We start from the raw sequence: 13,286 nt of genomic DNA, 5'->3' as shown, positions 1-13,286 counted from the left end.
ACCATCTCCGCCTGCCCGGCGACCCACACCAGAAGGAAATCTCCATGCCGATCACCGTCAGCCCCGTCTCGTTCGAGCACCACCGCGAGCCCCTGGGGATCGGAGAGCGACGGCCCCGCCTGAGCTGGAAGACCGCGGCGGAGCCCGGCTGGGTGCAGCAGCGCTATGAGATCGAGGTGGTCCACGGCAGCGACACCTGGTCCTCGCTGGTGGTCACCTCCCCCGACTCGGTCCTGGTGCCCTGGCCGGCAGCCGACCTCCCCTCGCGCACGGCGGTCACGGTGCGCGTCCGGGTGTGGGGGGCGGACGACGTCGCACCGAGCGCGTGGAGCCCTGCCTCCACCGCGGAGACCGGGCTGCTCGAGCCGACCGACTGGTCGGCCCGTGCCGTGGCACCGGCGTGGGACGAGGACCCGGAGGCGCTGCGCCGACCGCCCCTCGTCCGCCGCGACTTCCCGGTGGAGAAGGCCGTCCGCGAGGCGCGCCTGTATGTCACGGCACACGGGCTCTACGAGGTCGAGATCAACGGGCAGCGGATCGGCCACGAGGCGCTCGCACCCGGCTGGACCGTGTACGGCCAGCGCCTGCGGTACTCCACCTATGACGTGACCGACGCGCTGGTCCCCGGCAGTAACGCGATCGGCGCATGGCTCGCCGACGGCTGGTACCGCGGCCGCCTCGGATTCCACGGCGGCTACGCGAACCTGTACGGCAGCGACGTCGCCCTTCTGGCCCAGCTGCACATCACGCACGACGACGGTTCCACCACCGTGCTCGGCACGGACGAGACCTGGCGTGCCGGCTTCGGACCGATCCTCAGCACCGGGCTGTACGAGGGCGAGCACTACGACGCCCGGCAGGAGCCGGCGGGCTGGTCCTCGCCCGGGTTCGACGACTCCGCCTGGTCTCCCGTGCGGATCGTCCCCCGCGACCCCGCGACACTCGTGGCACCCGATGGTCCGCCCGTGCGCTGCACCGAGGAACTGTCGCCGATCGCGGTGACCACCTCGCCGTCGGGCAGGACGCTCCTCGACTTCGGGCAGAACCTCGTGGGCCGGCTCCGGCTCCGAGTGTCCGGTCTCGCCCACGGGCAGGAGATCCGCCTGCGCCATGCCGAGGTCCTGGAGAACGGCGAGCTGGGCACGCGTCCGCTGCGCGGTGCTGCGGCGACCGACGTCTACACCGCATCGGGTGACGACGTCGAGTGGGAGCCCCGCTTCACCATCCACGGCTTCCGCTACGCGGAGCTCACGGGCTGGACCGGCGAGAATCCGATGGCAGCCATCACCGCCCGCGTCTACCACACGGACATGGAGCGGACGGGCTGGTTCGAGAGCTCGCACGACGGGGTCAACCGCCTGCACGAGAACGTGCGCTGGAGCATGCGCGGCAACTTCGTGGACATCCCCACGGACTGCCCGCAGCGCGACGAGCGGCTGGGCTGGACGGGCGACCTGCAGGTCTTCGCTCCGACCGCCACCTTCCTCTACGACTGCTCCGGCATGCTCGGTTCGTGGCTCAAGGACGTCGCGGCCGAACAGCTCGAGGACGGCACCGTGCCCTGGTACGTCCCCGTGATCCCCGGCGGGGACGAGTGGACGCCCATCCAGCCGGGCGCGGTCTGGGGCGACGTCGCCGTCCTGACTCCGTGGAAACTGTACGAGCGCTTCGGCGACACCGGCATCCTCGCCACCCAGTACGCCAGCGCCAAGGCGTGGGTGGACCTGATGGCCGAGCGCGCCGGGACGTCCTACCTCTGGAACACCGGGATGCAACTCGGGGACTGGCTTGATCCTGCCGCGCCACCCCACGATCCGGCCGACGCCACCACGGACCGCTACCTCGTCTCGACCGCGTACTTCGCGTGGTCCACCCAGCACCTCGCCGAGATGGCGAGCGTCCTCGGGAACACCACCGACGAGCTCCACTACCGCGAGCTGGCCCGCAAGGTCCGCGACGCCTTCGCCCGCGAGTTCATCTCCCCGTCCGGCCGCGTCGTCAGCGACGCCCAGACGGCGTACGCACTCGTCCTGGCCTTCGGGCTCGCACCCACCGAGGAACAGCGGCGCCGCGGCGGCGAGCGGCTGGCGGAACTCGTGGGCCACGCCGGGAACCGGATCGCCACCGGGTTCGCCGGGACACCGCTCGTCACCGACGCCCTCACGAGCGTGGGCGACGTCGAGACCGCCTACGCCCTGCTGCTCGAGGAGGAGTGCCCCTCCTGGCTCTACGCCGTGGGACAGGGAGCCACGACGATCTGGGAACGGTGGGACAGCATGCTGCCCGACGGTTCCATCAATCCCGGCAACATGACCTCGTTCAACCACTATGCGCTCGGCGCCGTGGCCGACTGGCTGCACCGCGTGGTCGCCGGTCTCGCCCCTGCGGCTCCCGGGTACCGCTCCATCCTGTTCCGCCCGCGGCCCGGGGGCGGCCTCACCTCGGCGAGCGCCCGGCACGAGACGCCGTACGGAACGGCGTCGATCTCCTGGTCGCTCGATGCCGGCAACCTGTCCGTGGAGGTCACCGTTCCCACCGGTTCCACCGCCGTCGTCGACCTCCCGAACCAGGCCCCCGTGTCGGTGGGCTCCGGCACGCACACGTTCACGCACGTGGCTGCCGCTTTGTAGAGGTCGCCTACCATAAGGGAAAACGTGCCGCCCCAGCCGGGGTGGTCCCCCACACCGAAACCCTGATCGAGGTGCCGTGACAGCCGCCCAGCCAGCGAGCGATGACCCCGCCGTTGCTCCCAGCATGAACGACGTCGCGCGCCGCGCAGGCGTCTCGCTCGGCACGGTCTCGCACGTCCTCAACAAGCCGGAGATCGTGTCGGCGAAGACGATCGCCCGCGTCGCGGCCGCCATCGACGAACTGGGATTCGTCCGCAACGACGCCGCACGCTCGCTGGCAGCGGGCAGGAGCAACACGGTCGGCCTGATCCTGACCGACGTCGGCAACTCGCTGTTCGTGGACATCGCACGCGGCGCCGAGGGTGCCGCCAGTACCGCCGGTCGCTCGCTGCTCCTGGCCAACAGCGATGTGACGTTCCAGAAGCAGGAGTCCTACCTCGACATCTTCGACGAGGCCCGCGTCGCGGGGATCATCCTCGCTCCGCTGGACGCCGGACTCGACGGGGTGGACCGGGTACGGCGGCACGGCCGGAACATCGTGCTCGTCAACTATGCCGGTGACCGCACGGACTGCTGCAGCGTGGTGGTCGACGAGGAGCACGGCGGCTACCTCGCCGCGACGCACCTCATGGACATCGGCCGCACCCGGTTGCTGTTCGCAGGGGGCCCGGAGGACCTCCACGCCGTCAACGCCCGCCGCGAGGGTGCGCGGCGCGCCGTGCGGGAACGTGGAAACGGCGTCAGCTTGGAGGTCATCCCGAGCCGCAACCTGAAGAGTGCCAGCGGCCGCTCCATCGCCCGGCAACTGCTCGACGACGGTGCGCTCCCCGACGGCATCCTCGCCCCGGCCGACCAGCTTGCAGCGGGGCTCATCCACGAACTGACGGACGCCGGCGTCTCCGTGCCCGGCGACGTCGCCGTCATCGGGTACGACAACAACCAGTTCGCCTCCGAGGCCGCCATCCCCATGTCCACGGTCAGCCAGCCGGGCCACGAGATGGGAGAGGAAGCCCTGCGCCTCCTCCTCGACGAGATCGACAATCCCCGGAACCACGAACACCGCCGCATCACCCTTGACCCCTCGCTCATCGTGCGCAGGAGCACCGTCTCCCGATAGCCACGGTCCTAACCGAAGGACTGCTGCCGTTCGTCCGTGACGCGGATTAGTTGCTTAGGCGACCTAAGGAGTAAACTGGTCCGTCACCAGGAAAGGAAGTACAGCGGTGCGCGAAGCCCTGCAGCGGCTCGGATCCTTCACGGTCGTCGGTACGGTCGCCTTCATCGTGGACATCTCCGTCTACAACATCCTCGCCTCGGGGTTCGGCATCGGCCCCATCACCTCGAAGGTCGTGTCCGTCACGCTGGCCACCGGCGTCTCCTGGCTCGGCAGCCACTACGTGACATTCCGTCAGTTCGCCGGACGTCCGAAGCACGAGGAGGCCCTGCTTTTCGGCCTCACGAACCTCGTGGGGCTCGGCATCGCCGCGGCGTGCCTCGTCGTCTCGCACTACCTCCTGGGGCTCACGAGCCCCCTGGCGAACAACATCTCGGCGAACGTCGTCGGCGTCCTCCTCGGCAACGTCTTCCGTTATATCGCCTACCGGTTCTTCGTCTTCCGCCCCGTGCTGCAGGAAGCCGCCGAGCCCTCGTTTGCCGCCTGACCGCGCGGGCCGGGGTTTCCCGCCCCTGATATCCCGGGCGGCCGGCAAGGGGGTGTCGGCACGTCACGCGGGACTGGGAACGGGCAGCGCCCCATCGTAGGATGGGGAGCGATAGTCAGCATGCTTCCGACGACTCCCCGTCACCGATGCCGCCGATCCCCGCCTTCCGAAAAGACTCCTCCATGCGTGTCCCCACTGCCCTTCCAGCCCTGGCCCTCAGCAGCGGACTCCTGCTTGCCGGCCCGGGAGCAGCCGCCGCGCTGCCGCCCCTGCCGTCGCTGCGGACCGCAGGGGAGGTAGTCCCGGTCGTCCCCGACCCGGTGGTGGTCGTCCCGCCACCTGCCGAGACGGCACCGCCCGCCCCTTCTCCCGAGCCCCCGCCCGCATCCGACGCGCCCGTGCAGCCTCCGGTGCCGTCCGACCCTCCGCCGCCCGTGGAGCCGCCGCCAGCCCCGTCACCGGCGGACCCGGCACCCTCCGAGCCGCCCATCGAGGAGTCACCCGGCGACGAGCCGGAACCGGCGCCCTCCGCGACCGGTCCGGCGCCCGACGCGTCGCCCTCGGCCACGCCGTCAACGAGTGCCACGGAGAGCAGCCCGGCGCCGGCGGCCCCCGCCCCCGCGGAGCCGTCGACCGGCAACGCAGCCCTCGGCGTGGTCGGCGTGGAGGCGCCGGCGCCTGCGCCCGCATCGACCGATCCGTTCTCCGCGTCCGTCCCGGCAGGGCCGACGGACACCGGCACCGCCCAGCCGCAGGCCGAGGAGGTCCTCGCGCAGACGCCGACCCGGACCGCCGGTGGACCGCCCCTGCGCTACGTGGCCGCCGGCGTCCTGAGCCTCGTGGCCCTCGGGCTGGCGATCGCGATCGCCGTCGTCGCGCAGCCCCGCAGGAGCCGGCGCACCCATTAGGACGGAAAGCAGTAGGACGGACAGCAGAAGGACGGGAACGCAGAAGGAGCCGGGAGTGACCTCCCGGCTCCTTCTGCCTCCAGCTGTCTCCAGCTGGCGGCCCTAGCGGACCTGCAGGGTCAGGACTCCGGTCGAGTTGGACTGGACGACCTCGATCTTCGTCCCGGCGCCGGCCACGACGACGGAGCCCTGCGGGTTCGCGGCGTCATAGTAGGCATTCGGATCAGTATCGTCGAACACGGCGACGCCCGGCCGGGACGGCGCGGTGAGCGTAGCCACGCCCGCCGCAGTCTCCCGGTGGAGGCTCAGCGCATCGGTGGCCTGCTTGCCGAAGGTGGCGTCGAAGCTCTGGATGCGGTTGCGCACAATGGTGCCGTCGGACCAGGTGAGGGCCTTCGGGTGTGCGTCCACGGGCAGGGCCAGACCGGCACCGGGGTGCTGGCGCGTGTTGTTGTTGCGCTGCGCGGTGTTCCAGTAGGTGATGCTCAGGCCGTTCTGGTACGCGTAGTGCTCCACGGTGTCGGGCGCGGTGACGCCCCAGCCGAAGTTGTACGGGCCGGTCGCGAGCGTGGCGTCATACCCTCCGTACACGCGGTTCTCCGCGATGTAGAAGCGGTTGTTGCCCGCGGCGTCCTTGGGGAGGGTGACGACGACGGCCTGCGGGGCCTTCGTGGCGTGGAACGAGGGGCCGATGTTGTGGATCGACTTCACGCCGGCGGTGGCGACGTCGTAATCCAGCCAGCCGAGCTGCAGCTTCTCCCAGGCGCCCATGTTGTTCGGGGTGGTGCCGATGGAGCCCTTCCCGTGGCCGAGCCACGACCCGGAGCTCATGAGGGTCCAGAAGCCGGTACCGTTCTCGCCGCCGCTCGTGTCGTACAGGTCGGGCAGGCCGAGGTCGTGGCCGTACTCGTGCGCGAAGACGCCGAGGCCGCCGTTCTCCGGCTCCGTGGTGTAGTCACGGATCCAGAGGTTCGAGTTGCCGATCTTGATGCCGCCGTAGGGGTTGGCTGCAGGGCCGGCCGTGCCGCGGCCCGCCTGACCTACTGCCCAGCGGTGCGACCAGATGGCCGACGACGCGGCGCCGGCCTCCTCGCCCTCGCCCGCGTGGATCGCCTGGAAGTGGTCGATGTAGCCGTCGGCCTCGTCGAAGTCGCCGTCCTTGTCGAAGTCGTAGCGGTCCCACTGGTCGAAGGTCGCGAGGTAGGCGTCGATCTCGGCGGGCGTCTTGCCCGCCGCGACCTGGGAGTCGTACCAGGCGTTCGCCGTGTCCTGGACGAAGCGGGTCATGTCCGCCTGGCTCTCGGTCTCGCCGTAGCTGGCCGAGTTGTAGGGCACGGTGACCCAGTCGCTGACGTCGCCGTCGACCGTGTACCGGCCGCTCGACATCTCTCCGTAGACGCCCTTCAGCGACTCGCCCTCCTCGCCGAAGAACATGTCGAGGTAGTGCTCGCGGTCGAAGGTGTCGGACCAGTAGGTGGAGTTGTCCACCGCACGGTTCGGTTCCCGAATGGTGTTGTGCGTGGGACCGGCCGTGGAGGTGGGGAAGCGTGGGTCCACCTTGTCGCCGAAATCGACGAGGAAGGACAGGATCTGGTCGCTGTCCTGCAGTCCGTACTGCGCCCACTGGCCGGGGGCGACCTTCACGGCCTTGGAACCGTTGCGGTCCTCAACCTTCGCTTCGCCCGAGATCACCTGCTCCACGGCCTGCTGGTTGATTTCGCGGCGCTCGTCGGCCGCGGGGTCCGAGCGGTCATCGAGCCTCTCCGCAGCGCCGCCCGCGCTGGGCGAGAAGGTGGACGACGACGTCGGAGCCGTCGGTCCGGTGGTGGCCTGCGCGCTCATGGGAGCAAGCACGACGGCGCTGGTCACGGCGAGCGTCATCGCGCACCGCAGCCCCCGGATACGTGGAGTGGAATTCAAGGGTTCTCCTTAGTGAAATGTCCCAGCGAAAATGCAAAGCACGCTCAGGTTAGGTGCCTGAGGTTACGAACATGTTGCCTGAGTCACACGCTCTGGCTGGCACGCTAGCACCGCGCCCGGACACTTCCGAGGATTTGGTTGCATATGGTCAACCATGTCCGGCGTGTCGGCATGACGCGGCCCTCAGGCGAAGGCCGCCAGCACTTCCGCCGCCTCGCCGAGGACCTCAGAGCGGGTGGTCGCGTGCACGGCGAGCCGGATGCGGTCCGGTCCGTGCAGCGTCACGGAGATCCCGGCGGCGGCGAGCGCCGCATGCGCTTCGGCCGCCCGCCCCGGAAGGCCCGCGACCACGATCCCCGCCCGGTCCTCGCGCTCCCGGGGCGAGAGGACCGGCACCCGCGCGGTGTCGAGATGGTCGATCAGTGCCTTCGCGTGCGTCGCGATGATGCCCTCGATGGCCGGCACACCCACCGACTCGATCAGTTCGAGAGCCTCCGCGAACGCCCCGCTCGCGTACGGGGACAGATTCGAGATGGAGAAACGCCCCGCCCCCGGCAGCGGCGGGTGCTCCTCGCCGTCGTACCGGCGCGCATCGGTGACCCCCGTCCAGCCGGTGAGCAGGGGCTCGATGCGCTCGATTCCTTGCGGCGACATGGCGATCCCGGCCACACCCCAGCCGCCGCGGACCCACTTCTGGGCGCCAGCGATGAGCACGTCGGCGAGTGTCCATTCCAGGTCGGCGACACCGAAGCCCTGGATGCCGTCGACCACGAGGAGGCGATCGGCGCCGATCACCTCACGGATTCCTGCAAGATCGGCCCGGTAGCCGGTACGGAAGTCGACGGCGCTGACGCTCACGGCAACGGTGTCGTCCGTCAGGTGGCGGGCGACGAGGTCGGGCGTCACCGGGGTGCCGGGTGCCCCGATCAGGTCGACGCGCGCACGGCCCACTGCCCCGGTGCGCAGCCAGGGGTAGGTGTTGGACGGGAACTCGCCGGCGCCGACGAGCACTGTTCCACCGGACAGGCCGAAGGCCACCTGGAACAGGCCGAGAGATGTACTACCGGTCAGTCCCACCTGGTCGAGCGGAAAACCGCTGAGCCGGGAGAAGGCCTCCCGCGCCCGGTTGTCCTCGCCCTCGAGCGTGCCGCTCGCGCCGACGGCCGCCTCGCGGGCCGTCTCCAGGAGGTGCGCCACATGGTCACGAACCGCGCTCGACGGCGGGCCGAAGCTCGCGAAGTTCAGGTACCCGGGAGCCTCCGAGAAGGACGACTGGTAGGCGGTGAAGAGTGCGGCGTCGTTCTCGGTGGCTCCCATGCAGCTCACCCTACGGTCCGCGACGACCGGAAGGCGCGCGTCAGCGTCGCTTCTTCCTGCCCTTCAGGAGCGCGTTCGTGCTGTTCGTCGCGATCCTCGTCGACGCGTCGGCATCCATACCGGCGGTGGTTCCACGGTTGGAGGAACCGAGCCCCCGGCCGCTGCCGACCGACGCAGCCCCGTCGGCACTGCTGGCGATGCGCTCCTTGCGCACTTCCTCCCGCACGGTGGTCCTGCCGGTCACCTCGACCGTCTTCATGCTCACGCGTTCGACGGGCACCGTCTCCTTGCTCAGGACGGCGAGTTCCTCGCGTGCCACGAGCTCCACGGACTGCTCCTGGAACGGCACGTCTTCGGCCTCCAGGCGCACGGGCGACGAGATGGGCTCGACCTCGATCCGGAGCTCCTCCCGCTTCAGCGGGACGGTCATCGTGGCCTCCTCGGTCACGACGTACTTCCGGAGACGCACGCGTGCGGCCTCGTACTGCTCGGTCCCGACGCGCAGTCGCTCCTCCGAGCGGACCACCCAGGGGGTGCCGCCCTCGTCCTGCGAGTGCGTTCCGCCCTGCGTCGGGGCGGTCGCGGGCGTCGGCGTCGCGTCGGACGATCCTGCCGTGTGCATCCCGCGTGCTGCGGTCTCCCCCGTCGCCGCCTCCGGAGCAGCCGACGAAGCAGCCGACGGAGCGACCTCCGGAGCAGGCGGCGTCGTGCGCGCGTCGGCGTGTCCGGTTGCCGGCTCGGCGGTGGCGGGCCGAGGGACCGGAGCCACTCCGCGCAGCCCGTAGTGCCGGTACAGCGCGGCCTCGTCCTCGGGGCTCAGGTGGCCGTCACGGTCGACGGACGGCGCGTGCCTGATGAGGTCACGCGGATAGGCCACCACGAGGTCGTGCCCCTGCACCGATGCCCCCTCGAGGGGCACGAATGACTCCCGGGTCCCGAAGAGGCCCGTGTGGACGGTCACCCACGACGGCCGGTCATCGGCATCGTCGAGGTACACCACGCCCACCGTGCCCACCTTGTCCCCCTCGCCGGTGACCACCGTGCTGCGGCGCCTGAGCAACGGGTCGAGGTCGTTCATCGTGAGCATGCGGAGTCCTGTCGTCGGTATCGGCCGCGAGGAGCGGGTGAACCTCAGGGTAGGACCGGCGCACCCGCTATAGCAAGCATGCTTACTAATCGGCGTGGCGGTGGACACCTCCGCGGGCGAACGGGCCACGGCGCCTCCGGAACGGGACAGCACACCAGTTCGACTCCGGGCAGCGCCGTCACCATGGGGTCGAGGAGGGCTAGGCGGCCGCGAGTTCCGCGAGCAGCTCATCGGACGCGGCCTGCCCCTCGAGATCGAATGCCCCGCCGCTGACCAGCAGCTCGTCGGCACCCGTGCGCGCCTGGAGCTCCGTGAGCTGCCGCGCCACGTCCGCCGGAGTCCCGTGGACGGCGCTGGCGAGCGAGTCCTGGACGAATCCCTCTTCCCGGGCCGAGAGGGGTTCGTCTCCCACGGCCTCCAGCGGCGGGAAGTGTCCTCTGGTCCGCGAGACGGCGAGCGCGCGGGCTTCGGGCAGCAGCAGGTGGCGTGCCTCGGACGTCGTCCCTGCGACTGCGATGTTCACCGACACCAGCACCTTCGGCCCGTCCCACCACGGGGACGGACGGAACTGCTCCCGGTAGCGCTCGAGCACGGGGATCCGGTCCCGGAACAGCACGGGCCCGCCGAGCACGACGGCGAGACCGGAGCGGGCCGCGATGTCCACACCCTGGCCGGTGGCGAGGACGAAGACGGGCGTCCGCCCACCGTCCTGGGGACGAGCTGTCACGGGAGCGGTACCACCGAGGAAGGCGAGCAACTCGGCGATGTCCTGCTCGAACCGGCCGGCGTCCTCCTTCCCGGTCCGCAGCGCGGACCGCACGGCCTGCGTGAAACCGAGCGAGCGGCCGATTCCCAGGTCGAAGCGGCCATCGAACAGGGCACCGAGCGTGGCGGCCTGCTCGGCGACGACCAGGGGCTGGTGGTTCGGCAGCATGATCCCGCCCGTGCCGACGCGGATCGTGCTCGTGCGTGCGGCAACCGCGGCCGCCAGCACGGCGGGTACCGACCCCGCGATGCCGGGTACGCCGTGGTGCTCGGCGACCCAGAACCTCCGGTACCCGAGCCGCTCGGCCCGCTGCGCGCGCTCCCCGACGCGCTGCAGCGTGTCCGCCTCGGAGGAGCCGAGCCGGGACTGTGCGCGGTCGAGGATGGACAGGCCATCGAAAGGAAGGGACATACTCCGTGGAACTCCTAGGGGGCGGGCGACATTCCGGGTACTCTTGCGGGACGGACGGCGGCGTCGCCGTCCGAGTCTGCCGAACAACGGGGTCCGGCGGGCCGAGAACACCACCGGAGCATCATGAGGATCTTCACCGGAATCCGCCGTCGCAGGCAGCAACCGTCCGCACCCGCTCCTGGCCGCGTGCCCGTGAGCGAGCTCGACACCCTCGCCGCCAGCATCGCCGATTCCCAGGCACGCCTGCTCATGATCGCCGATCGTGTTGCCGACGGCCGCGCCCAGCCCGGCGACGAGAGCCGGCTGCGCATCCAGCGACAGATGACCGCCAGTTTCCAGAAGCGCCTCGAGAAGGTCGCGCTGCCCGTCGGCACGGGCGACGACGCCGAGGCCTGGTTGCGCTCCGTCACCGACCCTTCCGGCCTGGGCACCCGGCAGAAGGACTCGCACTAGCAGTCCTGCGAGGGGCGGGCTGCCGGCTTCCGAATAATGCACTTCGGATGATGGCATTCGAATAATGACAGTGGCGCGCGTCAGGATGAGGCTCTGCCGCCGGTTGGACACCCGCAGCCGGCGTGGTCTCACCGAAAGGACTTCCCGTCATGATGGGCGCCCACCATGCTGCCTGCGGCGCTGCCGCCTGGGTCGCTGCCACCACCCGGATCGAACTGGGGACCGGCCCCCTGGCCGCCGTACTGCCGGCCCTGCCGGAGTCCGTCACCCTCGGATTCGGTCTCCTCGATGTCAGCCCCGTGGGCGTCGTCACGGGAGCCCTGGTCACGGCGGGCGCCGCGCTCCTGCCCGACGCCGACCATCACAGCGCCACCATCGCCCATTCGCTGCCGCCGCTGTCCAACCTGTTATGCGCCGGCGTGGGCGCCATCTCCGGCGGCCACCGGCGCGGCACCCATTCGCTGCTCGGCGTCGCCGCGTTCGTCGCCGTCGCGTTCGTCGCGGGGCTCTGGACGGTCGAGACCGCCGCTTTCGGCACCATCTACCCGGGTGCGGGCCTGCTGACGGTTCTCCTCGTCTCCTTCGCCGCCAAAGCCCTGAAGATCATCCCGGACAGCATGCGCAGGTCCCCGTGGGCGGTCGGTCTGACCGCCGGGGCGTTCGTCACCGCGTTCGCGCCGGAGGAGCAGTTCTGGTTCCCCCTCGCCGTCGGCGTCGGCGTCGTGGTCCACATCCTCGGCGACATGCTCACGACCGGCGGGTGCAACCCCGTCTACCCGTTCCGGCTCCGGCGTCCGCGCAGCCTGGCGAAACTGCCGGTGGTCGCGCAGGTGTGGCGGCCGAACGGCAACATCGCGGTGCCCGTCCTCGGCAATGCCGGTTCCCTCCGCGAGTGGTGCCTGCTCGTGCCGGTCTCGCTCTACGCGCTCGGCGGCATCGGCTGGGCCGTTCTCCGGATCGACGACGGCGGGGCGGCGGTCGCACACCTGCCCGGACTGGGGTGAGGGAGAGTGGGAGGCGAGCCGAGGGAGATACGAAAGAAGCCGGAAACACAGCCGCGCTAGTGTCGGAGCTGACACCGGAAGCTGGAGGAGTTTCTATGCATCGCGACGGTTTGTTCTTCGATCCCCTGCAGGACGAGGCGGACGTCCCGCCCGCGGCACCCGAGCCTGCGCGGCACCGCCGGCCGAGCGCCGAGGAACTGCAGGTCCAGCGTCAACGCGAGCTCGCGCGCGTCCAGGACGAGCTGAAGCGGATGGCCCGGGGGTCCGGACGCCGCTGACGACGGCGGGACTTGAGCCCGCCGGCGTCGTCCAGGACCACCGTCCAGGACCTAGCACTCAGGGCCTACTGCCCAGTTGTGCCGTTCACGGGCCGAGGCCTAGCAGCCGTCGGGACCGCAGGCCGGACCGTCGGCGGAGGGGGTGAGCGACACCAGGGGGTGGGACTCCTGCCATGCCTGGTCGAGGGCCTGCCGGAACAGCTCGGTCGGCTGGGCGCCGGAAATCCCGTACTTGCGGTCGACCACGAAGAACGGCACGCCCTGCACGCCGAGGGTCCGTGCCTCGTCGATGTCGCGCCGGACGTCGTCGGCGAAGCGGTCACCGCCCACGGTCTCGCGGACCTCGTCCTCGTCCAGACCGATGCCCGCACCGAGGGAGACCAGGACGTCGACGTCGGACGTGTCCAGTCCCTGCTCGAAGTGGGCGGACATGATGGCTTCCTTAGCGGCGTCGCCCCGGCCGTGGGATTTCGCGAGGTGCAGGAAGCGGTGTGCCGTGAAGCTGTTGCCCACGACGATGCGGTCGAAGTCGAAGTTCAGGCCCTCGCCTGCGGCCTGCTGGCCGAGGTGCTGCCACATCTGCCGGACCTGCTCGGGGGCGATCCCCTTGCGCTCGGCGAGGTACTGCTGCTCGGTGCCGTCGTAGTGGTCGGGCAGACCCGGGTCGAGCTGGTAGCTCTTCCAGGTCACCTCGACACTGTCCCGATGGGGGAAGTCCGCGAGGGCCTTCTCGAAACGGCGCTTGCCCACGTAGCACCACGGGCACTTCACATCGGACCAAATCTCAATCTGCATGCCTGATGCAACCGTGTCGGGCCCGGGTCCTATTCCCCGAAAGGCAGGACCCGGGC

Annotated in this window: 12 protein-coding genes; 7 read left to right on the top strand and 5 right to left on the bottom strand. The window is 70.4% G+C overall.

Annotated elements, in window-relative coordinates:
* Positions 1-44 precede the first annotated feature (44 nt).
* The 4 genes from ACX80I_RS16130 (at position 45) to ACX80I_RS16115 (ending at position 5,199) form a co-directional block, all read left to right on the top strand.
* Positions 45-2,630 carry a family 78 glycoside hydrolase catalytic domain gene (locus ACX80I_RS16130; RefSeq protein WP_459346125.1) on the top strand — a complete coding sequence of 862 codons (2,586 nt, stop codon included), beginning with the start codon at positions 45-47 and terminating at the stop codon, positions 2,628-2,630.
* 76 nt (positions 2,631-2,706) lie between these two features.
* Entirely contained in the window at positions 2,707-3,747 is a 1,041-nt protein-coding gene (locus tag ACX80I_RS16125) for a LacI family DNA-binding transcriptional regulator (RefSeq protein ID WP_459346124.1), read from the top strand.
* 106 nt (positions 3,748-3,853) lie between these two features.
* Complete coding sequence (locus tag ACX80I_RS16120; protein ID WP_459346123.1) at positions 3,854-4,291, top strand: GtrA family protein; 438 nt, start codon at positions 3,854-3,856, stop codon at positions 4,289-4,291.
* Positions 4,292-4,473: 182 nt separating this feature from the next.
* Complete coding sequence (locus ACX80I_RS16115) at positions 4,474-5,199, top strand: hypothetical protein (protein ID WP_459346122.1); 726 nt, start codon at positions 4,474-4,476, stop codon at positions 5,197-5,199.
* Between the two features lie 102 nt (positions 5,200-5,301).
* Here ACX80I_RS16115 and ACX80I_RS16110 read toward each other — a convergent pair whose 3' ends face one another.
* The 4 genes from ACX80I_RS16110 to ACX80I_RS16095 form a co-directional block, all read right to left on the bottom strand.
* Entirely contained in the window at positions 5,302-7,119 is a 1,818-nt protein-coding gene (locus ACX80I_RS16110) for an immune inhibitor A domain-containing protein (RefSeq protein ID WP_459346121.1), read from the bottom strand.
* A 183-nt stretch (positions 7,120-7,302) separates the two neighbouring features.
* A complete protein-coding gene (locus ACX80I_RS16105; protein WP_459346120.1) occupies positions 7,303-8,436 on the bottom strand; it encodes an aminotransferase class V-fold PLP-dependent enzyme in 1,134 nt (377 codons plus the stop codon).
* A 40-nt stretch (positions 8,437-8,476) separates the two neighbouring features.
* Complete coding sequence (locus ACX80I_RS16100) at positions 8,477-9,523, bottom strand: PRC and DUF2382 domain-containing protein (protein WP_459346119.1); 1,047 nt, start codon at positions 9,521-9,523, stop codon at positions 8,477-8,479.
* 199 nt (positions 9,524-9,722) lie between these two features.
* Entirely contained in the window at positions 9,723-10,700 is a 978-nt protein-coding gene (locus ACX80I_RS16095; RefSeq protein ID WP_459346118.1) for an MsnO8 family LLM class oxidoreductase, read from the bottom strand.
* Positions 10,701-10,823: 123 nt separating this feature from the next.
* On the opposite strand from ACX80I_RS16095, the gene ACX80I_RS16090 reads away from it, so the two are divergent.
* The 3 genes from ACX80I_RS16090 to ACX80I_RS16080 all read left to right on the top strand — a co-directional run bounded on the left by ACX80I_RS16090 (position 10,824) and on the right by ACX80I_RS16080 (position 12,435).
* Positions 10,824-11,153, top strand: coding sequence for a hypothetical protein (locus ACX80I_RS16090; protein WP_459346117.1), 330 nt, complete (start codon positions 10,824-10,826; stop codon positions 11,151-11,153).
* A 149-nt stretch (positions 11,154-11,302) separates the two neighbouring features.
* Complete coding sequence (locus ACX80I_RS16085; RefSeq protein WP_459346116.1) at positions 11,303-12,157, top strand: metal-dependent hydrolase; 855 nt, start codon at positions 11,303-11,305, stop codon at positions 12,155-12,157.
* 95 nt (positions 12,158-12,252) lie between these two features.
* Positions 12,253-12,435: a hypothetical protein gene (locus ACX80I_RS16080; protein ID WP_459346115.1), complete on the top strand. Its 183-nt coding sequence runs from the start codon at positions 12,253-12,255 to the stop codon at positions 12,433-12,435.
* Between the two features lie 99 nt (positions 12,436-12,534).
* Here ACX80I_RS16080 and ACX80I_RS16075 read toward each other — a convergent pair whose 3' ends face one another.
* A complete protein-coding gene (locus ACX80I_RS16075) occupies positions 12,535-13,230 on the bottom strand; it encodes a DsbA family oxidoreductase (RefSeq protein WP_459346114.1) in 696 nt (231 codons plus the stop codon).
* Between the last annotated feature and the right edge of the window lie 56 nt (positions 13,231-13,286).

The organism is Arthrobacter rhamnosi (assembly GCF_054510855.1).
The sequence above is the reverse complement of the archived record's forward strand: the minus strand, read 5'-3'. Positions and strand labels throughout refer to the sequence as shown.

Bases quoted from the DNA above. Each gene is read 5' to 3' on its own strand.
- ACX80I_RS16100 (WP_459346119.1), bottom strand. From the start codon at position 9,523: ATGCTCACGATGAACGACCTCGACCCGTTGCTCAGGCGCCGCAGCACG.
- ACX80I_RS16095 (WP_459346118.1), bottom strand. From the start codon at position 10,700: ATGTCCCTTCCTTTCGATGGCCTGTCCATCCTCGACCGCGCACAGTCC.
- ACX80I_RS16080 (WP_459346115.1), top strand. From the start codon at position 12,253: ATGCATCGCGACGGTTTGTTCTTCGATCCCCTGCAGGACGAGGCGGAC.
- ACX80I_RS16090 (WP_459346117.1), top strand. From the start codon at position 10,824: ATGAGGATCTTCACCGGAATCCGCCGTCGCAGGCAGCAACCGTCCGCA.
- ACX80I_RS16085 (WP_459346116.1), top strand. From the start codon at position 11,303: ATGATGGGCGCCCACCATGCTGCCTGCGGCGCTGCCGCCTGGGTCGCT.
- ACX80I_RS16130 (WP_459346125.1), top strand. From the start codon at position 45: ATGCCGATCACCGTCAGCCCCGTCTCGTTCGAGCACCACCGCGAGCCC.
- ACX80I_RS16115 (WP_459346122.1), top strand. From the start codon at position 4,474: ATGCGTGTCCCCACTGCCCTTCCAGCCCTGGCCCTCAGCAGCGGACTC.
- ACX80I_RS16105 (WP_459346120.1), bottom strand. From the start codon at position 8,436: ATGGGAGCCACCGAGAACGACGCCGCACTCTTCACCGCCTACCAGTCG.
- ACX80I_RS16075 (WP_459346114.1), bottom strand. From the start codon at position 13,230: ATGCAGATTGAGATTTGGTCCGATGTGAAGTGCCCGTGGTGCTACGTG.